Source organism: Mesorhizobium sp. M1406, from assembly GCF_040317555.1.
GTDB lineage: Bacteria > Pseudomonadota > Alphaproteobacteria > Rhizobiales > Rhizobiaceae > Mesorhizobium.
Map to the genome: position 1 here is coordinate 1 of NZ_JAMYKW010000070.1, position 24,451 is coordinate 24,451.

21 protein-coding genes are annotated in these 24,451 nt (G+C 63.1%); 8 read left to right on the forward strand and 13 right to left on the reverse strand.

Annotated features, from left to right (window positions below; all coding sequences use genetic code 11):
* Positions 1-560, forward strand: a 560-nt coding sequence (locus NKH03_RS30220) for a TetR/AcrR family transcriptional regulator (protein WP_352972557.1), incomplete at its 5' end; no start/stop codon positions are given.
* A 197-nt stretch (positions 561-757) separates the two neighbouring features.
* Here the strand turns inward: NKH03_RS30220 and NKH03_RS30225 are convergent.
* The 5 genes from NKH03_RS30225 to NKH03_RS30245 all read right to left on the reverse strand — a co-directional run bounded on the left by NKH03_RS30225 (position 758) and on the right by NKH03_RS30245 (position 7,632).
* On the reverse strand, positions 758-1,627 hold the full coding sequence (locus NKH03_RS30225) for a patatin-like phospholipase family protein (protein WP_352972559.1): 870 nt from the start codon (positions 1,625-1,627) through the stop codon (positions 758-760).
* 225 nt (positions 1,628-1,852) lie between these two features.
* Complete coding sequence (locus NKH03_RS30230) at positions 1,853-3,280, reverse strand: M16 family metallopeptidase (RefSeq protein ID WP_352972561.1); 1,428 nt, start codon at positions 3,278-3,280, stop codon at positions 1,853-1,855.
* A 124-nt stretch (positions 3,281-3,404) separates the two neighbouring features.
* Entirely contained in the window at positions 3,405-4,775 is a 1,371-nt protein-coding gene (locus tag NKH03_RS30235; protein WP_352972563.1) for a M16 family metallopeptidase, read from the reverse strand.
* Between the two features lie 114 nt (positions 4,776-4,889).
* A complete protein-coding gene (gene rsmD, locus NKH03_RS30240) occupies positions 4,890-5,444 on the reverse strand; it encodes a 16S rRNA (guanine(966)-N(2))-methyltransferase RsmD (protein WP_352972565.1) in 555 nt (184 codons plus the stop codon).
* Between the two features lie 13 nt (positions 5,445-5,457).
* Positions 5,458-7,632, reverse strand: a complete 2,175-nt coding sequence (locus NKH03_RS30245) for a pseudouridine synthase (RefSeq protein ID WP_352972568.1) — start codon at positions 7,630-7,632, stop codon at positions 5,458-5,460.
* Positions 7,633-7,873: 241 nt separating this feature from the next.
* Between NKH03_RS30245 and NKH03_RS30250 the strand changes: the two genes are divergently transcribed.
* Entirely contained in the window at positions 7,874-8,323 is a 450-nt protein-coding gene (locus NKH03_RS30250) for a nucleoside deaminase (protein WP_352869448.1), read from the forward strand.
* A 52-nt stretch (positions 8,324-8,375) separates the two neighbouring features.
* Here the strand turns inward: NKH03_RS30250 and NKH03_RS30255 are convergent, their stop codons facing one another.
* Together NKH03_RS30255 and ileS are read right to left on the reverse strand one after the other, a co-directional pair.
* Positions 8,376-9,056, reverse strand: a complete 681-nt coding sequence (locus NKH03_RS30255; protein ID WP_352869447.1) for a hypothetical protein — start codon at positions 9,054-9,056, stop codon at positions 8,376-8,378.
* Between the two features lie 211 nt (positions 9,057-9,267).
* Positions 9,268-12,231 (reverse strand): isoleucine--tRNA ligase, encoded by a 2,964-nt coding sequence (gene ileS, locus NKH03_RS30260; RefSeq protein WP_352972570.1) that lies wholly within the window; start codon positions 12,229-12,231, stop codon positions 9,268-9,270.
* Between the two features lie 123 nt (positions 12,232-12,354).
* Between ileS and NKH03_RS30265 the strand changes: the two genes are divergently transcribed.
* Positions 12,355-12,588: a hypothetical protein gene (locus NKH03_RS30265; RefSeq protein WP_352869443.1), complete on the forward strand. Its 234-nt coding sequence runs from the start codon at positions 12,355-12,357 to the stop codon at positions 12,586-12,588.
* Here the strand turns inward: NKH03_RS30265 and NKH03_RS30270 are convergent.
* Entirely contained in the window at positions 12,537-13,343 is an 807-nt protein-coding gene (locus NKH03_RS30270) for a MipA/OmpV family protein (RefSeq protein ID WP_352972572.1), read from the reverse strand. The two genes, NKH03_RS30265 and NKH03_RS30270, sit on opposite strands and share 52 nt — an antisense overlap.
* A gap of 195 nt (positions 13,344-13,538) precedes the next feature.
* Here NKH03_RS30270 and NKH03_RS30275 point away from each other — a divergent pair, with 195 nt between their 5' ends.
* Positions 13,539-14,093 (forward strand): HdeD family acid-resistance protein, encoded by a 555-nt coding sequence (locus tag NKH03_RS30275; RefSeq protein WP_352972574.1) that lies wholly within the window; start codon positions 13,539-13,541, stop codon positions 14,091-14,093.
* A 78-nt stretch (positions 14,094-14,171) separates the two neighbouring features.
* On the opposite strand, the gene NKH03_RS30280 is transcribed toward NKH03_RS30275, so the two are convergent.
* Positions 14,172-15,152 carry a bifunctional riboflavin kinase/FAD synthetase gene (locus tag NKH03_RS30280; RefSeq protein ID WP_352869439.1) on the reverse strand — a complete coding sequence of 327 codons (981 nt, stop codon included), beginning with the start codon at positions 15,150-15,152 and terminating at the stop codon, positions 14,172-14,174.
* 6 nt (positions 15,153-15,158) lie between these two features.
* Positions 15,159-16,019 carry a TIGR01459 family HAD-type hydrolase gene (locus NKH03_RS30285; RefSeq protein WP_352869437.1) on the reverse strand — a complete coding sequence of 287 codons (861 nt, stop codon included), beginning with the start codon at positions 16,017-16,019 and terminating at the stop codon, positions 15,159-15,161.
* A gap of 287 nt (positions 16,020-16,306) precedes the next feature.
* Here NKH03_RS30285 and NKH03_RS30290 point away from each other — a divergent pair, with 287 nt between their 5' ends.
* Positions 16,307-17,563 carry a TadE/TadG family type IV pilus assembly protein gene (locus NKH03_RS30290; RefSeq protein ID WP_502913570.1) on the forward strand — a complete coding sequence of 419 codons (1,257 nt, stop codon included), beginning with the start codon at positions 16,307-16,309 and terminating at the stop codon, positions 17,561-17,563.
* Positions 17,564-17,837: 274 nt separating this feature from the next.
* The gene (locus tag NKH03_RS30295) at positions 17,838-18,470 is read left to right on the forward strand and encodes a LysE family translocator (protein WP_352869435.1); all 633 of its coding nucleotides are present in this window, start codon (positions 17,838-17,840) and stop codon (positions 18,468-18,470) included.
* 10 nt (positions 18,471-18,480) lie between these two features.
* On the opposite strand, the gene NKH03_RS30300 is transcribed toward NKH03_RS30295, so the two are convergent.
* Together NKH03_RS30300 and NKH03_RS30305 are read right to left on the reverse strand one after the other, a co-directional pair.
* A complete protein-coding gene (locus NKH03_RS30300; protein ID WP_352972576.1) occupies positions 18,481-19,308 on the reverse strand; it encodes a DUF2189 domain-containing protein in 828 nt (275 codons plus the stop codon).
* Positions 19,309-19,527: 219 nt separating this feature from the next.
* On the reverse strand, positions 19,528-20,232 hold the full coding sequence (locus NKH03_RS30305; protein ID WP_352882996.1) for a glutathione S-transferase family protein: 705 nt from the start codon (positions 20,230-20,232) through the stop codon (positions 19,528-19,530).
* Positions 20,233-20,338: 106 nt separating this feature from the next.
* Between NKH03_RS30305 and NKH03_RS30310 the strand changes: the two genes are divergently transcribed.
* Both NKH03_RS30310 and NKH03_RS30315 read left to right on the forward strand, forming a co-directional pair.
* The gene (locus NKH03_RS30310) at positions 20,339-20,701 is read left to right on the forward strand and encodes a winged helix-turn-helix transcriptional regulator (protein ID WP_352882994.1); all 363 of its coding nucleotides are present in this window, start codon (positions 20,339-20,341) and stop codon (positions 20,699-20,701) included.
* Positions 20,702-20,773: 72 nt separating this feature from the next.
* Positions 20,774-21,289 (forward strand): CAP domain-containing protein, encoded by a 516-nt coding sequence (locus NKH03_RS30315; protein WP_352972578.1) that lies wholly within the window; start codon positions 20,774-20,776, stop codon positions 21,287-21,289.
* A 68-nt stretch (positions 21,290-21,357) separates the two neighbouring features.
* Here NKH03_RS30315 and NKH03_RS30320 read toward each other — a convergent pair whose 3' ends face one another.
* Positions 21,358-24,039: an EAL domain-containing protein gene (locus NKH03_RS30320; protein WP_352972581.1), complete on the reverse strand. Its 2,682-nt coding sequence runs from the start codon at positions 24,037-24,039 to the stop codon at positions 21,358-21,360.
* Positions 24,040-24,451: the final 412 nt, after the last annotated feature.

Here is a 24,451-nt window from a genome sequence, read left to right on the forward strand (position 1 = left end):
AGGTCAGTCGAGAGCAGATGGCGGAGAACCGTCGCCGGATTCTGGATGCGGCCAGCCGGCTGTTTCGCGACAAGGGTTTCGACGCAGTCAGCGTGGCGGAAGTGATGAAGGCCGCCGGGCTCACCCATGGCGGCTTTTATGGCCATTTCAGTTCGAAGGACGACCTGACCGCGCAGACCCTTGCCCATGTCCTTGCCGCGGACTCAGTCGGAGGGGGCGATCTTCGCGCTTATGTGGGGTCCTATCTTTCGCCCCGTCATCGCGACAACGCCGCCGGCGGCTGTCCGACGGCGGGTCTTGCCGCGTCTATCCGCCATCAGACCCCGGCTGCACGCTCGGCCATGACAGAGGGCCTTCGATCGCAGATCGACCGTATCGGCAAGGCGCTCCCGGAGTTGGATCCGGCAGACGGACGCCGCGCGGCGATCGGGAGTTTTGCAGCAATGGTGGGGGCAGTGATCCTCGCCCGGGCGATCGACGACCCAGCGTTTTCCGATGAAGTGCTGGAACAGACGCGTGCCTGGGTCGATGCCGGGATCAGCCAAGTGTCAGCCAGCTAGGCGGTCTGCGGCAGGAGTGGTCTCGTCGAGAGCAATGCGGCTATCGTTCGGCCGACATTAGGCGCAAAGTCGCCATTCGGCCGTGAACTCGCCTATGGCCGCATCAAACGCGACCGTTCCCATAGGTCGCCTTTTGTTCGCTTAAGCCGGTTCGGCAAGCAGAATGGGCGCCAGGTCTTACCGGCACGCCACCATCCTCACCCGACCTGCTTTCCCCGCCTCGCCTTGACGGCAGCACTAAGCCGCGCCTCCAGCACCTTCTCCACCTGCCGTTTCAACTCGTCCTTGATATCCACCGTCTCGTTCATCAGGGCATCGATCTTCAGGAAATCGAGCACGCGGTATTTCGACACCGCCGGGCGGACCAGGATGTCGGGGCGGCATTGCTTCAGCTTGTTGGCGATGATCGACTGCATCATCAGCTGTGTGGCGCCGAAAATCAGGTCGACGGAGGTCGGCTGCTTGCGGTCGGCCTCCTCAGGCGCGCCGACCACGTCGACGCCGATGATGATGTCGGCGTCGTTCTCGATCAGGTCGAAGGGCACAGGGTTGTAGATGCCGCCGTCGATCAGCAGCCTGCCGTCGCGCATCACCGGGCGGAACACGGCGGGTATGGCCGCCGAGGCCGCCAATGCGGAGTGCAGGTCGCCATCCTCGAAGACGGCAAGCTTGTGACCGAAATAGTCCGTCGCGGTTACCTTCAGCGGGATTTTCAACTCGGCGAAGGTTTCCGGGATGGCTTCGGGCAGAAAGGCCTTCAGGATGCGCTCGACGTTGAACTGGCTGACGCGGATGCCGTTCTGCATAGCTTCGGCGATGGTACCCGGCCGCGCGCGCCACATGCGGCTCGCCACTTCGGCGCGGCGGCCGAGGATCGAGCGGGCATAGTGGTGGATGTCCTTGCCGGTCATGCCTGATGCCATGCCGGCGCCCATGATGGCGCCGATCGACGAGCCGGCAATGGCCACCGGCTTGATGCCCAGTTCGTCCAGCGCCTCGATCACATGGATATGCGCCAGCCCGCGCGCGCCGCCGCCGCCGAAGGCGATGCCGAAGCTAGGCGCCATTTTGCGTGACTCCTGTCCCGTTTCCGGCTGGTGTCGGAGACCGCCAATTGGCAAGGTCGGCGCCGCCCCTCACCTGCCTGCCGGCATCCTCTCCACGTATAGTGACGGGCAGAGGGACGCTGTCACCGCCGATTTCGCCAATCGCCAGCGTTGCAGAATAGGCGTCGAGGTTGCGGCCAGCCGGGGCAGCGCCAGCGCTCGGAAAAGTGAAATGCGTGCCGGCTGTCATCCCTTGCCGGCTCCGGCCAGTTTCGGCCCGATGACCATGATGGTCGGCTCGGTGGTCAGCAGCTTCTTCGCCGCCGCCTTGACCTGGTCGAGCGTCACCGCGTCGATGTAGCCGGCGCGGCGCTGCATGTAGTCGATGCCGAGATCGTCGAGCTGCAGTTCGACCAATGTCGAGGCGATGGCGCTCGACGAGTCCAGATTGTTGATGGCGTAGGCGCCGATCATGTATTTCTTGGTCGCCGCCAGCTCCGCCTCGGTCGGGCCTTCATCGGCCAGCTGCTTGACGACGTCGCGGACGATCCCCAGCGTCTCGGCCGCGCGGTCCGACCGGGTGCCGGTGCTGATGACCAGTGCGTTGGCGTGGTCCTGGTTGATCAGCGAGGAGTTGACGCTGTAGGCCAGTCCGCGCTTTTCGCGCACCTCCTGGAACAGGCGCGAGGTGAAGGTGCCGCCGCCGAGGATCTCGTTCATCAGCACGGCCGGAAAGAAATCCGGCGCCCTGCGCTTTACGCCGGGATAGGCGAGCTGCAGGGAGGTCTGCGGCAGGTCGTAGTCGACCTCGACATGCTGCGCCAGCTTGGGGTCGATATCGGCCACCGGCCTCAGCGCCTGGTCTTGCGGCAGGTTACCGAACACCATGTCGAGCTTCTTCTTCAGCGTCTCGGGGTCGATGGCGCCGACCACGGCGACATGCAGCCCGCCGCGCGCGAACACCGCGCGGTGCAAGGCTTTCAGATCATCCGGCGTGATGGTGGCGATGCTTTCCTTGGTGCCCTGGTCGGAGCGGGAATAAGGATGGTCGCCATAGAGTGCCCGCGCCCATTTGTTCTGCGCGACCGTGTCGGGGTCGTTCTCGCCGGCGATGATGCCGGACAGTATCTGGGAGCGGATGCGGTCGATCGGCAGTTGGTCAAAGCGCGGCTCGTTGACCGCCAGCCGCAGCAGGTCGAACGCCTCGTCGCGCTGATCGGCCAGCATGCGCATCGTGCCATAGATGCCGTCGCGGCTCTCTTCGAAACTCATCTCGGCACCGTCATCGTCGAGCTTGATCTGGAAGTCTTCCGAGTCCAGCGGCCCGGCGCCTTCGTCGAACAGGCCGGTCATCAGGTTGGCCAGCCCCTCCTTGCCCGGCGGATCCTGCGTCGAGCCGCCGCCGAAGACGAATCGGATGGCGACGATCGGCACGGAATAATCCTCGACCAGCCAGGCGGTGATGCCCTTTGGCGAGGTGACGGACTGGATGTCCATCGCGCGCGCGGTGAGTGCCGGCAGGATCAGGAAGAGGATGGAGAGGAAGAGGGTTGCGAGGGCGGCGAGCGCTTTTCCTTCTCCCCTTGTGGGAGAAGGTGGATCGGCGCGCAGCGCCGAGACGGTTGAGGGGTGCGTGACGGATCGCAGCCGGTGCCAAGCTGGAACACCCCTCATCCGACCTCGCTGCGCTCGGCCACCGCCCTGGGGCGAGCCGCGGGTCTCGCCCCGTCCTTCGGACCCCACAAGGGGAGAAGGCAAGGGCGCGCCGGTATGCATCGGGCTCAATCTCGACATCAAATCAATTCCCCGCCTGTTGCTGCGGCAAGAGATAGCCGGTCGTCGACCGGGCGAGCACCAGATAGCGCGCGGCGACGGCCTTGACCTCTTCGGCGGTGACCTTGCGGATGCGGTCCGGCCATTGCTGGACGTCCTGCACATTGCCGCCGGTGGCCAGTGTCGAGCCATAGATGTTGGCCATGGAATCCTGCTTGTCGCGGGCAAAGATCATCGACCTGACATAGCGGTCCTTGGCCTTTTCCAGCTCCGATGGCGTGACACCATCCCCGACGATGCGCGCGACCTCGGCATCGACCGCCGCCTCGACGTCGGCGATCTTGGCATCGCCGCGCGGCGCGCCGTACACGGTGAAATTGGTATCGTCGAGCATGGTGCCCTGGAAATAGGCGCCGGCGTTGGAGGCAATGCCTTGCTGGACGACGAGCGCCTGGTAGAGCCGGCTGCGATTGCCGCCGCCGAGGATTTCCGCCAGCAGGTCGAGCGCTTCCGCCTCGCCCGGCTTGCCCGAATGATAGGATGGCACCACCCATTGCGTCGAAAAACTCGGTACGCTGACGCGGGCATCGGCGAGCGTCACCGTGCGCCTGGTGTTCTGCTCCGGTTCGACCGGGCGGATGCGCGGCGGCAGATCGGGGCCGCGCGCCACCTTGCCATAGGTCTTCTCGGCCAGCGCCCGCACCGTGTCGGGCTCGACATCGCCGGCGACGATCAGCACGGCGTTGTTGGGCCGGTAATATTTGTCATAGAAGGCGGTGGCGTCGGTGCGGTTCAGCTGCTGCATCTCTTGCATCCAGCCGATGACGGGAATGCGATAGGGCTGATTCTGCCACAGCGTGGCGTCGACCTCCTCGTCCAGCACGGCTTGCGGATTGTTGTCGATACGCGAGCGGCGCTCCTCGAGGATGACATCGCGCTCGGTCTTGATGACGTCGTCGGTGAGGATGAGGTTGCGCATGCGGTCGGCCTCGAAGCTCATCATCAGCTCGAGGGCCGACGGCGCAACCGTCTCGTGGAAAGCGGTGTAGTCGTAAGAGGTGAAGGCGTTGTTGGAGCCGCCGATGTCGGAGATGGCGCGATCGAACTCGCCGGCCGCATGATGGGTCGTCGCCTTGAACATCAGATGCTCGAAGAAATGGGCAATGCCGGATTTGCCCGGCGGCTCGTCGGCGCTGCCGATCTTGTACCACACCATGTGGGTGACGATCGGCGCGCGATGGTCGGGAATGACGACCACCTCCATACCGTTGTCGAGCAGGAAATCCGTGATCTTGAACGCGTCCGGCGCACTGTCCGCGAGCGCCGGGCCGGTGATCGTGAAAGCCAGCGACGTCGCCAGCAGCGTTGCGCGCAGCCATTCAGCTTTAGATGTCATCAATGGCTCCGGTTTCTCGGCAGGACGATAGGCAGGGTCTGGACGACAAGCAAAGTGAATTGTTGGTCATGTTGCCGGCAAAGGCGGCGGCAAAGAGGCCGGGAGCAAAACGTATCAGGCCGCCTCGATGAAGCGGATCACCGTCTCGCCGTAACTGCGCTCGTCCAGCACGGAAAAGCCGGGGCCTGGCTCGAAGGGCGCCACCGCGGCCTCCTCGACCACGCACAGCGCGCCGGGGCGAAGCCAGCCACCGGCCTTGGCCGACCGCAGGGCGCGTTCGCCAAGGCCCTTGCCGTAGGGCGGGTCGACGAAGACTAGGCCGAACGGCGCAAGGGTGCCGGCCTCGCCAAGGCCGGTGGCATCTCGGCGGAAGATCTTGGTGCGGCCGGTCAGGCCGAAGGCTTCGACATTGTCGCGGATCAGGCCACGGCCTTCGGCCGATTCCTCGATGAAGACGCCGTAGGACGCACCGCGCGACAGTGCTTCGAGCCCGAGAGCGCCGGTGCCTGCGAACAGGTCGAGCACGCGCGCGCCGTCCAACTGCTCCGCGAAGCGATGCGCCAGCACGTTGAAGACGGCCTCGCGGGTGCGATCGGTCGTCGGACGGATGGCGCTCGAGCGGGGCGCCGCCAAGGGACGCCCGCGAAACTCACCGCCGACGATTCTCATCTCGCTTTCGGCCTCATCTCGTTCTGGGACCTTTGGGACCACCGCGCGGCCGCTCGCCACCACCGGCACCGCCCGGACGCTCGCCTCTCGGCTTGCCGAACGGTTTTGCACCGGCGGGTTTGCCATAAGACGGCTTGAATGACGCCTTGCGCGCCTTGGCGTCAGCCGCCTTGGCGGCGTCGGCCTCAGCCCTGCCCTTGCCGATCGGCCGCGCGCCCGGCGCCATCCAGACATTGGCCTTGCGCTGGCCGGGCGGCTCGATCGGCCGCTGCTCGCGCTCGGACTTCTTGCCGCCACCGGGCTTGCCGCCAAAAGCACCACGAGGCTTGTCGCCAAAATTGCCGCGTGGCTTGTCGCCAAAGCTGCGTGCGGGCCGCGGGCCGCGTTCGCCGAAACTCTTTTCCGGTCCGGAGCTTCTGTCGGGACTGGTCGACAGTTTGCCCAGCGCCTCGTCGCGGCTGCCTTCGCGGCGTTTGCGGTTCTTGATCAACCCGCCCTCGCCGATCGGACGGCGCTCGCCGTCGCGGGTGAATTTCGGCCGTTCGGGCTCCGGGTCGCGAACTTCAGTACGCCGCACCGGCTTGTTGGAAAACGGCTTGGTGACCTCGGCGTCGAAATTGGCACCGGATTCCTCGACCAGGCGTTCGCCAAGCTGGTCGCGCAACACCCGGCCCTTGATCTCCAGCACATGGCCCTCGGCGAGGTCATCGAGCTGGAACGGCCCGTAGGAGATGCGGATCAGCCGCGTCACATCGAGGCCAAGTGAACCCAGGATGTTCCTGACTTCGCGGTTCTTGCCCTCGCGCAGGCCGATAGTCAGCCAGGCATTGGTGCCCTGCTCGCGGTCGAGCGTCGCTTCGATGGCACCGTAGAAGACGCCGTCGACGGCAATGCCTTCACGCAGGCCGGCAAGCGCGCTCTCCTCGACCTTGCCGTGGACGCGCACGCGGTAGCGGCGCAGCCAGCCGGTGGCCGGCAGTTCGAGCACGCGCGACAGGCCGCCATCATTGGTGAGCAGCAGCAGGCCTTCGGTGTTGATGTCGAGCCGGCCGATGGTCATCAGCCGCGGCAGCTCGGCCGGCAGCACGTCGAAGACGGTCTTGCGGCCCTCGGGATCGCGGTTGGTGGTGACCACGCCTGCCGGCTTGTGGAACAGGAACAGGCGGGTGCGCTCGATCGGCGGGATTTCCATGCCGTCGAGATGGATGATGTCATCAGGCATGACGTTGAAGGCCGGCGAGGTCAGGGCGCGTCCGTTGACCTTGACGCGACCGGCGGCGATCAGTTCCTCGGCATCGCGGCGCGAGGCCAAGCCGGCGCGCGCCAGCCGCTTGGCGATGCGTTCGCCTGCCTCTTCCGTCGCTTCCGCGGAATGCGGGCGCGGCCTGAAGCTGCCGCCTGACGCGCCTTGCGGCCGATCGCTGAAGTCGCGCTTGGGACGATCGCCGAAATCGCGCTTGGGACGATCAGCGAAATCACGCTTCGGACGGTCAGCGAAGTCGCGCGGCGCACGATCGCCGAAGTCGCGCTTGGGGCGATCGAAGCGCTTGTCGCCGCCTTCTGCCGCCGCAGCCGGCCGGTCGCCACGCGGTGCATAAGGTTTGCGCGGCCCTTCGCGCTTTTCATAGGGCTTGCGTTCGCCTTCCGCCGCCATCGGCCGGTCGCCACGTGGCGCATAAGGCTTGCGTGGGCCTTCGCGCTTTTCATAGGGCTTGCGCTCGCCCTCAGGCGTCGGACGGTCGCTGCGCGGTGCATAGGGTTTGCGCGGCCCCTCGCGCTTTTCATAGGGCTTGCGCTCGCCCTCAGTCGTCGGACGGTCGCTGCGCGGTGCATAGGGCTTGCGTGGCCCCTCACGCTTATCATAGGGCTTGCGTTCGCCTTCGGCCGCCATCGGCCGGTCGCCGCGCGGTGCGTAGGGCTTGCGTGGCCCCTCACGCTTCTCAAAAGGTTTGCCTTCGGGACGCGGGCCTTTGCTGAATGGCTTGTCGCCGCTCTTGAAGTCGCGCTTCGGCCGCTCGCCATCGGCGGCCATCGGGCGATCGCCGCGCGGTGCGTAAGGTTTCTTGGCGCCAAAGGACGGCTTGCCGCCCTTGCCGGCGGCGCTATCACGGCTGCGCGGTCCCGCCGTTTTCGAACCGTTCCTGGCCGGACCCTTCTTGGGTCGGAATTTCTTGTCGTTGTCGTCCATGTGGCCTTTGTCCGTTTGCGCTGCTACAGCGTGGCGCATCCTTTCGGGCGCGCAACGAACGCTGTAGCACTTTGATTTGGCGCATGATCATTTCCGAAAATCGAGTCCGACTTTCGGGTTGATGCGCTCAATAACAGGATCATCAGAGTTTGTCAGGGAAAAGTGGAGACCGGTTTTTCCGGCAAGACAAACGAAAACCAAAAGCCTGGGGTGGCGAGGAGATAATCGGAATGGAAACCGCGTGAAGCGACCGGATTTCATGGCGATGGCGCTGAAAGAGGCCGAGGCGGCGGCCTTGCGCGGCGAAGTGCCGGTCGGCGCCGTCATCGCCAGCGGCGGCACGGTCGTTGCCAGCGCCGGCAACCGCACACGCGAACTTGCCGACCCGACGGCGCATGCCGAGATGCTGGTCATCCGCGAAGCCTGCCGCAAACTGTCGGCCGAGCGGCTGACCGGGCACGATCTCTATGTGACGCTGGAGCCTTGCGTCATGTGCGCCGGCGCCATTTCCTTCGCCCGGCTGCGCCGGCTTTATTTCGGCGCCGCCGACGACAAAGGCGGCGCGGTGGTCAACGGCGTGCGCTTCTTCGCCTCGCCAACCTGCCATCACACGCCCGACATCTATCCGGGCATGGGCGAGACCGAGGCGGTCCTGTTGCTCAAAGGATTTTTCCAGGAACGGCGCGGCTGAACCGGGCGCAAGGCCCATCAACGCAAAGCAACGAAACGCAGACCGTCCGTTTTTAGAGCGACGGCAGCCAGTCGAACCAGCCGCTGCCCTTTTTGCCTTGCGCCTCTTTCTTCAGGCGGCGTTCCTTCTTGTACTCGTCCTCGCCAAGCTCGTTCTGCGGCGCCGTGCCGGCAGCGACACGATACTGCACCGGCGGTTCGCTGAGATATTTGCGGGTGTTCGGGTCGCCCTGCTTGCTGTCGGCAAGCCGGCGCTGGATCTCGGCGGCGCGACCCTTGTCTGAATCGGCTGGCGTCCACGCCGGCGGATGGCTCGAGCCTGACTCCGCCATTGCCTTCTTCACCGAGGCGGGGTCGGTCTGCACGTCGTCGACGATTTCCGACTGGTAAGCCGGGTCGTTCTGATGGGCGGTGGCGTCCGCGCGCAGGCGGGCGCGGCGCTGCTCGGGCGATTCGGGCCACTCGGCGCTTGCCGTCTCGATGCTGTCCTGCGGCGCCGGCAGCGCTTCCTTCTGGCCCGGCGCCGGCTTCACCAGCGTCGGACGCGGCTTGTAATCGATCTGTTCCTTGCGCTTCGGCGCGAACGAAAACGCGCCGGAAATATCACCGGCCAGCTGTTCGCCGGCGGTCTTGTCGGTACCATAGGTCGGAGAGCCCATGCAGCCGGACAAAGCCAGGCCCGATGCGACAAGCGGCGCCAGCAGCGCCAGGCGCGCGTTATATCTCTCGGTCATGCCAAAAAGTCCCACTGTAGACAGCCTCTCGATTGCCACCGGTCTTATGACCGGTCCCCATCGTCCAAGCACTTGCGACGGAAATCCGGCGACAATTTGTCTTCCGGAGTTTCGCGTGTTTACCTCAACCACTCGTTAAGGGCAACGCGCGGGCGGTTTTCGCCCGCCCGGCGTGGCATTTGTGCACCGATCCAGCTGGCTGGCCAGCCTGTTAAAGCCGGCCAAGTGTCTTCAATTCGTGCAGCACCGCGGCATCGCGCGCCGAAACGTCGGGGAATTCCGGATCCTGGCCGACATCGGCGGTGTAGCGCCAGGAGCGTGCGCATTTCACCAGACCGCGATCCTCGGCCTTTTCGACCACCACGGCGACACCCCTGACGTCGTCAAGCGTGAAGGCACCCGCGGGCGCTAGCCCATGAGCGATGACCAGATCGCTGGTGATCGCCATCTCGGCCATGTCGACATCCGATATCGCCGCTTCGAGTGCCGCATCGTTGATGGTGACGACCGGCACAGCTTCCAGCGACGACCCAATCACCTTCTGAGCGCGCGCGATCTCCAGCGCGCCGGTGACGACGCGTCGCACCTGCCGCACCTTGCGCCACTTTTCCGCCAGCGCCTCGTTCTTCCAGTCAGCCGGAATTTGCGGAAACTGGTCGAGATGCACCGAGACGGCGTCCGGATGACGGTCGAGCCAGGCCTCTTCCATAGTGAAAGGCAGCATTGGTGCCAGCCATTTCACCAGGCAGTCGAAAAGATGACGCACGACCTGCACCGAAGCCTTGCGCTGCACGCTCGACGGGGCGTCGCAATAGAGCGCGTCCTTGCGGATGTCGAAATAGAAGGCCGACAGCTCGACCACCATGAAATCGAGCAGCATGCGGGTGATGCGCTTGAACTCGAAGGCGTCGTAGCCCGACCGCACGACCTCATCCAGCTCGGCCAGCCGGTGCAGCATCAGCCGCTCCAGCTCTGGCATTTTCTCCAGCGGCACCTCTTCGCCGTCGTCATGGGCGAGCGTGCCCAGCATCCAGCGGATGGTGTTGCGCAGCTTTCGGTAGGCGTCGATGTTGGTCTGCAGCACGTTCTTGCCGAGGCGCTGATCCTCCCAGTAATCGGTCGTCACCACCCACAGACGCAGTATGTCGGCGCCCGACTGCTTGATGACGTCTTGCGGCACCACGGTATTGCCGAGCGACTTCGACATCTTGCGGCCGTCCTCGTCCATGGTGAAGCCATGGGTGACGACTGTGTCGTAAGGCGCCCTGCCCCTGGTGCCGCAGCTTTCGAGCAGCGAAGAGTGGAACCAGCCGCGATGCTGGTCGGAGCCTTCGAGATAGACGTCGGCCGGCCATTTCAGATCCGGACGATCCTCCAGCGTGAAGGCGTGCGTCGAGCCCGAATCAAACCAGACGTCGAGGATGTCCATCACCTGCTTCCATTTGGACGCATCGTGATTGCCGAGGAAACGCTCCTTGGCGTCGGAGGCGAACCAGGCGTCGGCGCCCTCCTGCTCGAAGGCATCCATGATGCGCTGGTTGACCGCCTCGTCCTTCAGCACATTGCCGTCGGCATCGGCGAACACGGCGATCGGCACGCCCCAGGCGCGCTGGCGCGACAGCACCCAGTCGGGGCGCTCCTCGATCATGGCGCGGATGCGGTTCTGGCCCGCCGCCGGCACGAAACGAGTGTCGTCGATTGCCTTCAGCGCACGGCCGCGCAACGTCGAGCCGTCGCCGAGGTCCTTGTCCATGTAGACGAACCATTGCGGCGTGTTGCGGAAGATGATCGGCTTCTTCGAGCGCCAGGAATGCGGATAGGAGTGTTTCAGCCGGCCGCGCGAAAACAGCGCGTTGCGCTTGATCAGCTCGTCGATGACGGCCTGGTTGGCGTTGCCCTTCTTGCCGTTGTCGTCGATGACACGCGCCGGTCCACCCTCGCGGTCCGGGCCGAAACCCGGCGCGTCCTTGGTGAAGAAGCCGCCATCGTCGACGGTGAACGGGATGGCGCTGTCGATGCCACGTGCGCGCAAATCCGTTGCCGCATCCATCCAGGCGTCAAAGTCCTCGCGGCCGTGCCCAGGCGCGGTGTGGACGAAGCCGGTGCCGGCATCGTCGGTGACGTGGTCGCCGGCGAGCATCGGAACGGCAAATTCGTAGCCTCCGCCAAAGCCCTTGAACGGGTGTGAAAGCGTGAGGCTTCCAAGCTCTTGCGCCGAAACGCTGCGGAGACGATTCAAGGTGACCTTGGCCTTGGCCGAGGCGTCTTCGGCCAGTGCGTCGGCAAAGATCAGCTTTTCGCCCGGCTGCGGGCCGAACGCGTTCTCGGCCGCCGTGACCTCGTAGAGGCCATAAGCGATGCGCGGCGAGTAGTTGACGGCGCGGTTGCCAGGGATCGTCCAGGGCGTCGTCGTCCAGATGACGACATGGGCCTGCAGCAGATCGAGGGCTCCCTCCGTCAGTTTGGTCCCGCCATCATCGATGGGGCGGACCAGGCTGGCGACCGGAAACTTCACCCAGATCGTGTCGGATTCATAATCCTGGTACTCGACCTCGGCTTCGGCCAGCGCCGTGCGCTCGACGACGCTCCACATCACCGGCTTGGAGCCGCGATAGAGCTGGCCCGACATGGCGAATTTCAACAACTCGCCGGCGATGCGCGCCTCGGCATGGAAAGCCATTGTCGTATAGGGATTCTTGAAGTCGCCGATGACGCCGAGCCGCTGGAACTCGCCGCCCTGCACCGTGATCCAGTGCGCGGCGAACTCGCGGCATTCCTTGCGAAATTCGTTGACCGGCACCTCGTCCTTGTTCTTGCCCTTGGCGCGGTACTGCTCCTCGATCTTCCATTCGATCGGCAGGCCATGGCAGTCCCAGCCCGGCACATAGTTCGAGTCATAACCGCGCATCTGGAACGAGCGGGTGATGACGTCCTTGAGGATCTTGTTCAGCGCATGGCCGATATGGATGTTGCCGTTGGCGTAGGGCGGGCCGTCATGCAGCACGTATTTCGTGCGGCCGGCCGCGCTCTCGCGCAGCTTGGCGTAGAGGTCCATGTCCTGCCAGCGCTTGACCAGCAGCGGCTCCTTCTCGGGCAAACCGGCGCGCATCGGAAAATCCGTTTGCGGCAGATAAAGTGTCTTGGAATAGTCGATCGTTTCTTTGGTGTCAGTCATTGGGGTATCGGTCATTGGTCTGCCATGTGCATTGCCCGGCCGCAAAGGAGCTCGGGCGTTGAACTTTACTTCTTGCGCATGTCGGTTTCCCAAAACCGGGGCCACTTTTGGGCGACATGCCTTATGATCTGGAAAAAGCGCGAGATGGCGCACGCCAAAATTCCCGGCGGCTCCGGCGGCGCTCAGGCCGCCCGGAACACCGGGCTCATAATTCGTATCGTCGGCCTGCAAAGGCGCGAAAAGCTCATCATGCCCCGGCTTTTAGCGGAGATGAGCGCAGGAATAAAGCGTCTCGTTCGATTCACTTACATCGTGAAGTCGAAGCGATATGTGGTCGACACGCCGATCATGAACTGATTGCGGTCGCCGCGTTCCCTGACCAGGCTGGAATCGGCCGCCGGTCCCATCAGGCGGGAATATTCGCCAAACAGGCTGGCGGTCATCGGCTCGGTCACCTTCCAGGTTATGGCGCCACCGACGCCGGTCGATTTCAGGCCGCCACCGGGGTGATATTCGCTCAGCCCCGAGGCCACGGCTTCCTGCGCGTCGACGCCATAATAGGCGTCAAAATAACCAGCCGAGGCGAACGACACGCGCGGCCCGCCCGAAATCCGCACGGTTGGCGTCACATCGTAGAAGGCGTCGGCGGCGATGTCGGCGACAAAACCGTTGTGGGCACGGATGCCGTGGCGCAGCTCGGCGCGGGCACGCAGCCAATCCGTCGGATAGAATTCGAAGAAGCCGCCGACTTCGCCGCCCCAGCGCACCGGATCAAGGCCCTTCAGCTCATCGGCGTTGTCATCGTCGCGGGAAAACAGGAACTTGCCGGTCAGGCCGGCGCGGACACCGTCATCGTCGACCAGTGCCAGCGAGATGTTGTCGTTGCGCGAGGAGAAGCGTGCCGCCGGTCCGGCCTTGCCCAACGAAATGATCGGCGAAGCGCTGAGCAGGTACTTCTTGCCGCCCTCGAAATTCGGCGCCACCATGCCGGTGGCGCCAACGGTCAGATACCAGTCGCCGGACAGCCAACTGCCCTCGCCCGCATTGGCAGCGCCCGCGCCACCCAGCAGCGCAGCGGCCAACACCAGAGAGATTTTTCCGACCGGACTCATGGCCACTCCACTAACACAACACACACGGTTACCGATGACAGCTTTGACGGCCATTTGGTAAAATTTGATTTAAAATCCGAGACATCCGCTCGTGGTTTGCAGGCGATCCCCCACTGCCGGCCATCGACTGGACGTTGACCGACGCCGGGACTAACGTCCGCCCGTACCCCGCAGCCCTTGGTGGAGACCGCGACAATGACCCTGCATGGCGACGCCTTGAAAATCGCGATCGAACAGACACGGACAAAATGGGGGTGGTTTGTCGCGCTCGGCGTACTGCTGCTCATCTTCGGCGGCGTTGCCTTCGGCAATCTGTTCATCGCCACGGTGGCCTCGGTCTATGTCGTGGGATGGCTGATGCTGATGGCGGGCATCATCGAGATCGTGCATGCGTTCGGCGTCAAGACCTGGGGCCGCTTCTTCTACTGGCTGCTCAGCGGATTGCTCTACGCCGTCGCAGGCTTCTTCGCTTTCGACAATCCGCTGCTTGCCTCGGCGGTACTGACGTTCCTGCTGGCGATCGCGGTGGTCGCGTCAGGCGTGCTCAGGGCCTGGGTCGGCTACAGTCACCGGCCGCAACGCGGCTGGGGCTGGATCGTCGCGGCCGGTGTCATCAGCGCGCTTGCAGGTCTGATCATCGCCATGGGCTGGCCGGTCAACAGCCTGTGGGTGCTCGGTCTGTTCCTTGCGATCGACCTGATCTTTCAGGGCTGGACCTTCGTCGCCGTCGGTTTGGCGCTAAAGAGGTGATTCTTGTCCGAGCATGATCTCTGGACAAACGGAACCGTTTGTCCGAGAAAACCGGTTCCCACTTTTCGGGATCATGCTTTAAAACGCCATGGCCGCGTCGAGGTCGGAGAGCGGCTTGACGCCGGCAAGCAGCGCGCGTGCCTCGGCTTCATCGCGCTTCATCTGCGCGACCAGCGCATCGAGCCCTTCGAACTTCACCTCCGGGCGCAGGAAACCGAAGAAGGAGACCTGGCAGATCTCGCCATAGAGGTCGCCGAAGAAATCGAAGACGAAGGTTTCCAGCAGCTGCGCGCCGTTGTCGTCGACCGTCGGGCGACGGCCGAAGCTGGCGACACCGTCGTGAAGTGTGCCGTCGGCGCGGCGAAAGCGGACGGCATAGATGCCCTCCTTCAGAGCGGCTTCGGCTGAAAGCCTCATATTCGCGGTGGGAAAGCCAAGCGTGCGGCCGAGCTGCTGTCCGCCGACCACCTCGCTTTCGACGGTGAAGCGATAGCCGAGCAGTCCAGCGGCCTCGGCCACCTCGCCCCCGCTCAGCAACCCGCGGATGCGGCTGGATGAGACCACCTCGGCGCCCTCGTCACGGAAGGCGTCGACGAGCGTGACGCCGAAGCCGTGACGCTCACCGGCCGCCATCAGGTAGGCCGGACCGCCTTGACGATCCTTGCCGAAATGGAAATCGAACCCGGTCACGGCGTGTGTAATGCCAAGGTTCTTTTCCAGCACATCGGTCACGAACGCTTCCGCCGACAGCGAGGCGAAGTCGCGCGTGAACGGCTGTTCGACGAGCGCGGCAAAACCCAGCAGCGACAGGAGGCGCGCCTTCATCGGCGGCGGCGTCAGCACGAACAAAGGTATATCAGGCCTGAATATCTTGCGCGGATGGGGTTCGAACGTCAGCACCAGGGCCGGCACATCACGCCGCCCGGCCTCGGTCAATGCCCGCTCGAGCACCGCCTGATGGCCACGATGGACACCATCGAAATTGCCGATCGCCACCACGCCGCCGCGCAGGTCGGCGGGCAGCGGAGTTGTTGCCAGAACGTGCTGGAAGGCTGCCATCGTCACCTACCGCAGTCTGGGAATGACGGCCACCGGACGATATCCATGCTTTTCCAGGAAGGTGGCCAGCCTTGCCGGATCCGGTTGCAGTGCATCGCCATAGTCGCGGGCATGGATACCGCCGGAGACATAGAGAACGTCGAAGCCATTGTCGGCGGCGCCCTTCACGTCGGTCATCATGCCGTCGCCGATGGCCAGCACCTGGCCGCGTTCGACCGGCCGGCCGAGAAGCTCCACAATCTCCTTCATGGCGACGTCGTAGATCGGCGCGTAGGGTTTTCCGGCGATCAATGTGCGGCCGCCGAGTTGGGCATAATCGCGTGCCAGCGCGCCGGCACACCAGATGAGGCGTTCGCCACGCTCGACGACGATGTCGGGATTTGCACAGATGAAAGGTAGGTTCCTGGCGCGCAACCGCCGCAGAAGCTCGGTGTAATCCTCGGGCTTCTCGACCTCGTCATCGAACAGACCGGTGCAGACGACGCCGGACGCCTCGAACTCCTCGACAAGCTCGACGTCGAGACCTTCATAGAGCGTGAAGTCACGGTCGGCGCCGATATGGAAAATCTTGCGCGGGCCCTCGGCGATCAAATCCCGGGTCACGTCGCCTGACGTGACCACCCGGTCGTAGGCTGATGGTGGAACACCGATCGCGTTCATCTGCGCCACGACATCGGCACTTCTGCGCGGCGAATTGGTGATCAGGACGACGGGGATTTCCGCCTCTCTAACCCTCGCAAGCGCCGAGGCCGCCACGGGGAAATGCCTCTCGCCGTTGTGGACCACGCCCCAGACATCGCACAGGATTGCCGAATAGGCCTTCGACACGTCTTCGAGCGAGCCGATGATTTCAGGCGAATCCGCCATGCCATTTCCTTCAGTCAAGATCATACGAGCACCACGGCCGACGGTTCGCCGCGGCCGGTTCGGATTAGCCGAACCGCTCCGGCCTGTCACCAGCTTTCGGCGTGGCCGTGAGAGCGGTAGTGGATGCCTCGCGCAAAGGACCGCGGCGCTAGTGTCTTCCAAGCTTCAGCGGGTTGTCACGCGGCGTATTGTGCCGTCGGAGCCGGCATAGTTAACGAGCCATCAAAGAGCTGGCCGGTCTTTGAGGCATCCAGCAACATGAAATTTAGCATTTTGTCAGCATTGTCATGCCGAAAACTGGTTTCTGGGCAGGGATGCTGAAGGCGATGATCCTCAGATTCGCGCGCGACAGGCGCGGCAACTTTGCTTTGGCGACCGCCATGGCGATGCTGCCGATAATGGTTAGCGTGGCCGGCATCATGGATCTGGTGGGCACGAGCGACGACGCCGCGCAATTGCAGAACTCACTGGACGCGGCTGGGCTTGCCGTCGCCACGAAGTACTCACCCGGCATGACGGCAGGTGATGTCCGGGCGCTCGGGCTGACATTTTTCTCGGCCAACATGAGCGCCGCCGACCAGCAGGAATATTCGGGCAGCGTCTCCACCTTTTCGGCCGCGGCCGGTGGGGACGCGAGCGCCTACTACATTTCGGTTTCGTCCAGCATCAGCCGTGCAAGCTTCATCCGCGGCGCGCCCTCCTGGCAGGCTCACCGCTCAGCCTCAGTCAAACTGGAGCCCGGCGCGCAAGCCTGCGTGCTGGCGCTCGATCGGCAGGCATCGGCCGCCGTGAGCCTGCAGGGCTCGACCAATGTCTCGATGGCCAACTGCGTGATCGCGGCAAACTCCGATGCGTCCGATGCCGTGAGCAGAGGCGGTTCCGCGCTGGTTTCAGCGGGCTGCGTCTCGTCTGTCGGCGGCACTTCCGGGCTTTCGCCACCCAGCGCCAATCTCACCTGTGGAACGCCGCTCGAGCATCAATATGCATCGTTTGATCCTTTGGCCGACGTCGTCCCTCCCGCCTTCACATTGTGTCTGCCGGTCCCGAACGGCAAAACCTACACGCTGTCACCTGGCACTTATTGCGACAAAACATTGTCGGGAGACATCACACTTGATCCGGGCGTCTACATCCTGCGCGGCACCGCCATCAAGCCCGGAGGCAACGGTAGCCTGACCGGCCAGGGCGTGACCATATTCCTCACGGAAGGCGCACAGATCTACATAAATGCCAATGAGCAGGTTAACCTTTCCCCGCCCACCAGCGGCCCCTATGCCGGCATCACCATTTTCGAGGATCGCGGGAACACGTCCGCCTTGACGCTGAATGGCGGCGCGAATTCCGTGATCAGCGGTTTCATCTATGCGCCTGACGCTCCCATCTCCTATGCCGGCAACTCAGATATGAGCAGCCAAGGCGACTGCCTGAGGCTTGTTGGCAAGACCGTGCAGATGACGGGAAACTCATCCGTCAGAACGGATTGCACGGCCGCTCTTGGAAATCGCGAGATGTATGCCAGCCGCCGCATTACTCTCGCGAAATGACAGACGCCTCCGAACGTTTGGCCCACATTTAGGGCGGCCGCCGGTAGTGAGGGCGCGGGTTGCACACCCGCTTCACGCTTCCGCGAAGATCCGACGGATCCGAGCAAGGAAATCGGCAACGAACCTGCGCATCGTCGGCTGATCCAGAGGCACGGGCAACCAACTGGCGCAACGGCTGGCGTCGTCATGCCCTTGCGCGTGCCTGCCGGGACAGGCACATGTTGACCGCTCGCGAGATCACGTACCCACGGCAGCCCGCTAGGGAAACGAACCGATGCCCGAAACCGCCAATCATCTCGCCTTCGCCCTGGTCTGCCTCGGCATGGTGCTGACGCCAGGCCCCAACATGATCTACCTGATCTCGCGATCCCTGTCGCAAGGACCGAAGGCCGGGTTGATCTCGCTCGGTGGCGTGGCGCTCGGCTTTCTCTTCTATGTGCTGGCGGCGGCCTTCGGCATCACCGCGCTGCTGCTCGCCGTGCCCTATGCCTATGACGCGCTGCGCTTTGCCGGTGTGCTCTATCTCCTGTGGCTTGCCTGGCAGGCGGTGAAGCCGGGCGGGCGTTCGCCATTCCAGGTGCGCGAACTGCCAAGGGACCGGCCACGCAAGCTGTTCGCGATGGGCCTGATGACCAATCTGCTCAATCCGAAGGTGGCCGTGCTCTATCTGTCGCTGTTGCCGCAGTTCATCAGCCTGGGCAAAGGCCATGTCCTGTCGCAGCTTCTGGTGCTGGGCGCCACGCAGATCACGATCAGCCTCACCGTCAATGCCATCATCGCGGTGACGGCCGGTTCGATCGCAACTTTCCTCGCCGGACGGCCCTTGTGGCTGGTCATCCAGCGCTGGATGATGGGCACCGTGCTGGCGGCATTGGCGCTGAAGATGGCGACCGACGCGCAGCGCTGAGAGCGCTTCGTTACATCGGTCGCCTTATCTGCTGCTCCCGCTCCGGCTCGACCACCTTGCGGTAGAGATGCCAGGTGGCATGGCCGAGCACCGGCATGACCACCGCGAGCCCGGCAAACAGCGGGATCGAGCCGATCACCAGAAGCACAGCGACCATCAGCCCCCATAGCGCCATCTGCAGCGGATTGGTCACGACCGCCCGCGCTGAGGTCTCGATGGCCGAAACGGCGCCGACATCGCGGTCGAGCAGCAACGGGAAGGCAACCACGGTGGTGGCCAGCACGACCGCGGCGAAGACAAAGCCCGCGGCATTGCCGGCAAGGATCAGCGCCCAGCCCTTGCCGGTCGTCAACACCTCGCGGACGAAGCCGCCGATCGATGCCGGGGGCCGGTCGCCGAACAAGCCGGTGTAGATCGACTGGGCGGTGTACAGCCACAACAGGAACAGCGCGACCAGCATGATGCCGATCACCGCGATCGACGGAATCGCCGGCGAGCGCCGCACGTCAAGGGCATGCCACCAGGAAGTGTTCATGCCGAGCTCGCGCCGGCGGCTGATCTCGTACAGACCGAGCGCGGCGAACGGGCCGACAAGTGCGAACCCCGACATCAAGGGATAGATAAGCTGGATGGCATTGGCGCCAGACGACGTCCACCGCGTCAGGATCAGGCCGACGATGGGATAGATCAGGCACAGGAACACGTAGTGCGATGGCTTTGCCCAGAAATCCTCGGCGCCGAGGCGCAGTGCATCCCAAAGGTCCGAGGTGGTGATGCGACGCACCTTTGGCTGCACATGCATTCCACGTGCGTCCGCCATGACATGAAAGCCGGCCATAACCATCCTCCCGTGTATCGGGGCGGTCACCGCCAGGATGGCCGCCCGTAGCTGCCACTTCTCGTTCAAGCGCAACTCTAGTCGATTTAGGGCCGCTTGTCGCCAAGTCCATTGATCGGTTGAGTTGATTCCGGCTCTCTCCCCGGATCGGTAACCGGGTTTGCAGTGGCGCGGCGCCAGGCATGTCGGCGCCGCGCGGTTGAAAATACCTGAAGCGCGTCAGGCGGCGAAGCGATCGATCACCTCGGCCAGCGGCACATGGCCAAGGCAGGCGCCCGAACCAGCAGGCCTTTCGCCATCCTCGACAGCCAGGGCATATCGCACCACCGGTTCGGCCTCGATGCGTCGGCGCAACCCGGCCAGCCTGGGATAGGCAGCGCCGTCGATCGCCTGGTGGAACTCCGCCCATCGGGCCACGCCAATCAGCGTGGTATCCGCCAGCGTCAGTCGATCGCCGACCAGAAAGTCCGTATCGGTGATCATCGCTTCAAGGCGGTCGTGGCGTTTGGCTACGGCCTTGCGGCCGAAGTCGCGTAAAGTCGCCTTCAGAACCGGTTCATCCGCGGCCATTTCCAATGCCGCCCAGAGCGGGCTGAAGGCGGCGGTGAATCCGGTGTTCACAAAGGCCATCAACTGATGCATGCGGTCGGCTTGCGGCGTGCGCGGGTCGAAGCTGATGCGACGTTGCGTGTCGCGGGCTTCGACCCAAGCGGCGATGGCCATGGTCTCGGTGAGCACCGCGCCTTCGTCGGTGATCAAAACCGGAGTTTCTTGACGGTCGTTGATGCTGGCATATGCATCGTTCTTCATCTCGGTGAGCATATCGACGCGACACAGGCGATAAGGCTGCCCGACGCGTTCAAAGGCGGCGACGAGCCCCATCGAGCTTCCCGCCGGGAAGCCATAAAGGAGGATAGGTTCCATTTGTTTTCTTCCATGATTGAAGGGATCACGCCGCGCAGCGAAACTTGACCCTAAACGCTGGTCGCCCCATGTAAATTACGCACAATTTTGTAACCAGGGACTACCCATGAAAGACGTCGTCTCACGCTGCCCGATCGAAGAGACCATGCGCGTGCTAAGCGGCCGCTGGCCCACCTTGCTGCTCTATTATCTGAAGGACGGGACCAAGCGGTTCAGCGACCTGAGGCGCAACAACCCAACGGTCTCGCACCGCATTCTGGCGCTGGAACTGCGCAAGCTGGAGGACGCCGGTATCGTGCGGCGAACGGTGTATTCGGGCTATCCGTTGCGCGTTGAATACGATCTTACCGCGCCGGGTCGCGGGCTTGTGCCGCTGATCGATGCGCTCGGCGCCTGGTGGGTGCATACGGAAGACGATCGGATGGGCGGTAATCCAACCTCGGACGCAAATCTCGACACAGCCGCCTAGGATCGTCGATTCCACCGCGGTTTTCGCCGCCCTGCCCGGCAAAAGCCATGATCGCCACTATTTCAGGTGGGCATGACCGTTGCGAAAATCGAAAACCACCCGATCCCGAATCTGAACAGGCGCATGCTGCTGAAGGGCGTCGGCCTTGCCGCGTTGGCCGGGCTTGCCGCCTGCGGCACCGTTTCGCTGCCGACCGGCGGAGGCGCCGGGGTTTCCTCATCCGCCACCGGCACGCTGGCCGGCATCCGCGCTTCGGCCGGACTCGCGGCGCTGGTCCCCGACCGGCAGCTCGAACAGGCCGCCCTGCAGCAGGCCGGCTACATGGCGCAACGCCGTCGCATGAGCCACACGACCGGATGGGGCAAGGATTTTGCCTCGCGCGTCAAAGGCAATGGCATTGCGGGTGCGGCCGCGGAGAATATCGCCGAGGGCCGTTTCGACCTGCAGAAGCTGTTCGATATCTGGGTGCATTCAGCCGGCCATCGCCGCAACATGCTCGATCCGCGCTTCACCCGTTTCGGCCTTGCCTATGCGCGCGACGGCAGCGACGGCAACCTCCGTTACTGGAGTCTCGTGCTCGGGAAATAGCAGCAGGCGCATCGCCGTCGGCCGCTGGCTTCTTCGTCAAGCTGCGCGGCGGACCAATGGCTGATCCGTCAATCCTTGGCGTTGAGCAAGGTCTCGATGTCCCGTGCGGAGACCGGTTTGCTGAAGTGATATCCCTGCATTTCATCGCAATTGTTCTTGCGCAGGAAGGCGATTTGATCGTCGGTTTCGACGCCTTCGGCGATAACCCTCATGTTCAGCTTTTGACCCAACGAAATTACGGCGCTCGCAACAGCCTGATCGTTTTCGTCATCGGCGACGTCGTTGATGAAAGATTTGTCGATCTTTAGCCGCGCAACTGGAAACGTCTTGAGTGCGCTGAGGCTGGAATAGCCCGTCCCGAAATCGTCGATCGAGATCTGAACGCCAAGATGTTGCAGTTCGTTCATCGTCGCGACCGCCAAATCGGTGTCCTGCATGATGAGGCTTTCGGTCAACTCCAGCTCCAGATAGCTTGCCTCAAGGCCGCTCTCCTGGAGTGCATTGACGACACGTCCGATCAGGTTCCTTTCCCTGAATTGCCGAGCCGACACATTCACGCAAACCGTCATCGGCGGCAGACCCGCATCCTGCCAGGCCTTGTTCTGTCGACAGGCTTCGTGCAGGACCCAATCGCCGATCGGCACGATCAGACCTGTCTCCTCGGCCGCAGGAATGAAGCTGGTCGGCGCTACCAGGCCCAGTGTTGGGTGGTTCCAGCGTATCAACGCTTCCACCGCAAAGACACGCCCCGAGCGAAGATCAACTTGCGGCTGGTAGACCAGCGCGAATTCCGAGGCGGCCAAGGCGTTTCGCAATTCCTCTTGAAGCACGAATTTTTCATGAGCCCTTGAGTTGAATTCGGGAGCGTAGAATTGGAAATTGTCGCGGCCGAACTCTTTCGCGCGATACATGGCTGCATCGGCATTGGCCAGGAGTGTTTCCGGGCTCGCTCCATCCTTGGGATAGTTTGCGATGCCGATGCTGGCGGTTGTTCGTAGCTGATGCTCTCCGAGATGAACCGGCTCCGCGATCGCGGCCCGGATCTTCTGCAAGCTCTGGGAGATGAGATCGACATCCGTGGGTTGGTCGAACAGGACGATCACAAATTCATCGCCGCCAAGTCGCACAACGGTGTCGGTCGCCCTTACGCATTCGACCATACGGCTGGCGACGGTCTTCAGGAGCTCGTCTCCGGCATTGTGGCCGAGCGTGTCGTTGACGAGCTTGAAATTGTCCAGATCAATGAACACCAGCGTCACCCAGCGATCGTATCGCTGCGCGTACAAGATGGCTTGAGAAAGCCGGTCCTCCAGCAAGGCGCGATTAGGAAGCCCGGTAAGCACGTCATGATTTGCCATGAAGTGGATTTGGTCTTCAGCCAGTTTGCGCTCGATCGCTATACCGGCGATGCGGGTCGTGAAATCAATCAGCCGGGTCTCGGCCTCGACCGGTACACGCACCGTCATCGAATACATTGCAAAGACACCCAAAACCGCGCCCTGATGCGACAGGATCGGGGTCGACCAGCAAGAACGATAACCGTATACCGCCACCAGTTCGCGGTAATCCTCCCACAGCGGATCTTGTATGACGTCGGCGACAATGACCGGCTCCCGCCGATAGACCGCGGTCCCGCACGATCCGACCTTGGGACCGATGGCGATGCCATCGATGGCGTTCGTATAGCCTTTCACCAGGCTCGGCGCCGCACCGTGCCGCAAATGGCTGCCGTCCTTGTCGAGGAGCAAGACGGAACCGAATATGCCTGTCAGCTGGGATTCCACGAGACGCATGAGGCGGTCGAGCACGTCCTCGAGCGGAGCACTCATCGCGATCATTTCCAGGATTTGCGCTTGCCCGTCACGGAGGACGTCGGCTTGCTTGCGGGCAGTGATGTCGTGGGCGATGCCAATTAGACCGAATATCTCATTTTTAACATTGCGCAGCGGCACCTTCGTCGACGAGAACCACTTGCCGGCGCCGGACGCATCGACAACAAACTCCTCCTCGTCGATCATCGGCTGTCCGCCGGTGAGGACGTTCTGTTCGATCAGGCGAAATTTCTGCGCAAGTTCGGGAGCATGGAGATCAAAGTCGGTCAAGCCGATCATGTCGCTTGTCTTGTCCCGGCCATTGTCGGACGCAAGGGCCCTGTTGACCATCACGAAGCGGCTTTCGGTGTCCTTGACCCATAGATAGCCCGGCACCCAGTCGATCAGCGTTTGCAGCGAGATGCGTTCATTGACAATCTGGCGATTGGCCGCGAGTTCCGTAACGTCCGAATGCGTGGAAACCCAGCCGCCGTCGGGCATAGGTTGGTGGCAGACCTGGATTGTCCGGCCATCGGTGAGGTTGGCGGTCCAGATTCTTGAAGTGACACTCGAATTGACCGACCGGGCCAATGCTAGATAGGCGTCGGCAGCCATAGCGGATGTTCCGGCAGCGACGCGTCGCTCGACGATTTCACCCAGTGTCAGGCCCGGCTGCAATTGCTCCACCGCAATGCGGTAGATCTCCGCATAGCGACGGTTAGACAAGATCAGACGTTCATCGGCGTCGAAAAAGCAAATGCCTTGCGATATGTTGTCGATCACCGTCTTGAAACGGAGCGCCTGGCCTTCGAGCCCGACGATCGTAGCTCGAAGCTCGTGCTCAAGGGTTTCGTAGGAAGCCGTAGCCAGTTTTGCCAGTGCGGCCAGGCCGCTCGACTCGGGCACCTCGGCGGCTAGCCTGGATGATTTCGTGACCAAACAGAGTTCCTCCGATTTGGCGCATGGGAAAATACCGCTCACTTGCAGACGGAAGTCCCCATAGTATTACGGATATACTAATGACAGATGAACTGGATCGAGATCGGGGCTGCGGAACCTCGATACCTGAAGCCAAGGGCTGTTCTCGAACCTCTTTTGAGCTTCCAGACTCAGTATTCTTCAACATCAGGATGAATTCGACCGACAACCGCCCGAGGCGATCGCCACTGCGCCATCCGCTACTGGAATAGTTGAGAATGCAGGCTGTATGATCATGATCTCCAGACTGGCTGCCACGGAGACATACCACCTCCAGCGCAACGGCATCTAGCCCGAATATCTCACAGAGTTGAGGTGCATCGGGGCTCCGAATCAGGGAAAATGCTTCTGCGACAAAGACTTACCCTAGGCA

Coding starts and splice junctions, on each gene's coding strand:
- rsmD (WP_352972565.1), bottom strand. CDS start 5,444: ATGAGAATCGTCGGCGGTGAGTTTCGCGGGCGTCCCTTGGCGGCGCCC.
- NKH03_RS30245 (WP_352972568.1), bottom strand. CDS start 7,632: ATGGACGACAACGACAAGAAATTCCGACCCAAGAAGGGTCCGGCCAGG.
- NKH03_RS30255 (WP_352869447.1), bottom strand. CDS start 9,056: ATGACCGAGAGATATAACGCGCGCCTGGCGCTGCTGGCGCCGCTTGTC.
- NKH03_RS30290 (WP_502913570.1), top strand. CDS start 16,307: ATGCCGAAAACTGGTTTCTGGGCAGGGATGCTGAAGGCGATGATCCTC.
- NKH03_RS30315 (WP_352972578.1), top strand. CDS start 20,774: ATGACCGTTGCGAAAATCGAAAACCACCCGATCCCGAATCTGAACAGG.
- NKH03_RS30225 (WP_352972559.1), bottom strand. CDS start 1,627: ATGGCGCCTAGCTTCGGCATCGCCTTCGGCGGCGGCGGCGCGCGCGGG.
- NKH03_RS30230 (WP_352972561.1), bottom strand. CDS start 3,280: ATGAGGGGTGTTCCAGCTTGGCACCGGCTGCGATCCGTCACGCACCCC.
- NKH03_RS30310 (WP_352882994.1), top strand. CDS start 20,339: ATGAAAGACGTCGTCTCACGCTGCCCGATCGAAGAGACCATGCGCGTG.
- NKH03_RS30270 (WP_352972572.1), bottom strand. CDS start 13,343: ATGAGTCCGGTCGGAAAAATCTCTCTGGTGTTGGCCGCTGCGCTGCTG.
- NKH03_RS30280 (WP_352869439.1), bottom strand. CDS start 15,152: ATGGCAGCCTTCCAGCACGTTCTGGCAACAACTCCGCTGCCCGCCGAC.
- NKH03_RS30300 (WP_352972576.1), bottom strand. CDS start 19,308: ATGGCCGGCTTTCATGTCATGGCGGACGCACGTGGAATGCATGTGCAG.
- NKH03_RS30275 (WP_352972574.1), top strand. CDS start 13,539: ATGACCCTGCATGGCGACGCCTTGAAAATCGCGATCGAACAGACACGG.
- NKH03_RS30265 (WP_352869443.1), top strand. CDS start 12,355: ATGATCTGGAAAAAGCGCGAGATGGCGCACGCCAAAATTCCCGGCGGC.
- ileS (WP_352972570.1), bottom strand. CDS start 12,231: ATGACTGACACCAAAGAAACGATCGACTATTCCAAGACACTTTATCTG.
- NKH03_RS30235 (WP_352972563.1), bottom strand. CDS start 4,775: ATGACATCTAAAGCTGAATGGCTGCGCGCAACGCTGCTGGCGACGTCG.
- NKH03_RS30285 (WP_352869437.1), bottom strand. CDS start 16,019: ATGGCGGATTCGCCTGAAATCATCGGCTCGCTCGAAGACGTGTCGAAG.
- NKH03_RS30295 (WP_352869435.1), top strand. CDS start 17,838: ATGCCCGAAACCGCCAATCATCTCGCCTTCGCCCTGGTCTGCCTCGGC.
- NKH03_RS30305 (WP_352882996.1), bottom strand. CDS start 20,232: ATGGAACCTATCCTCCTTTATGGCTTCCCGGCGGGAAGCTCGATGGGG.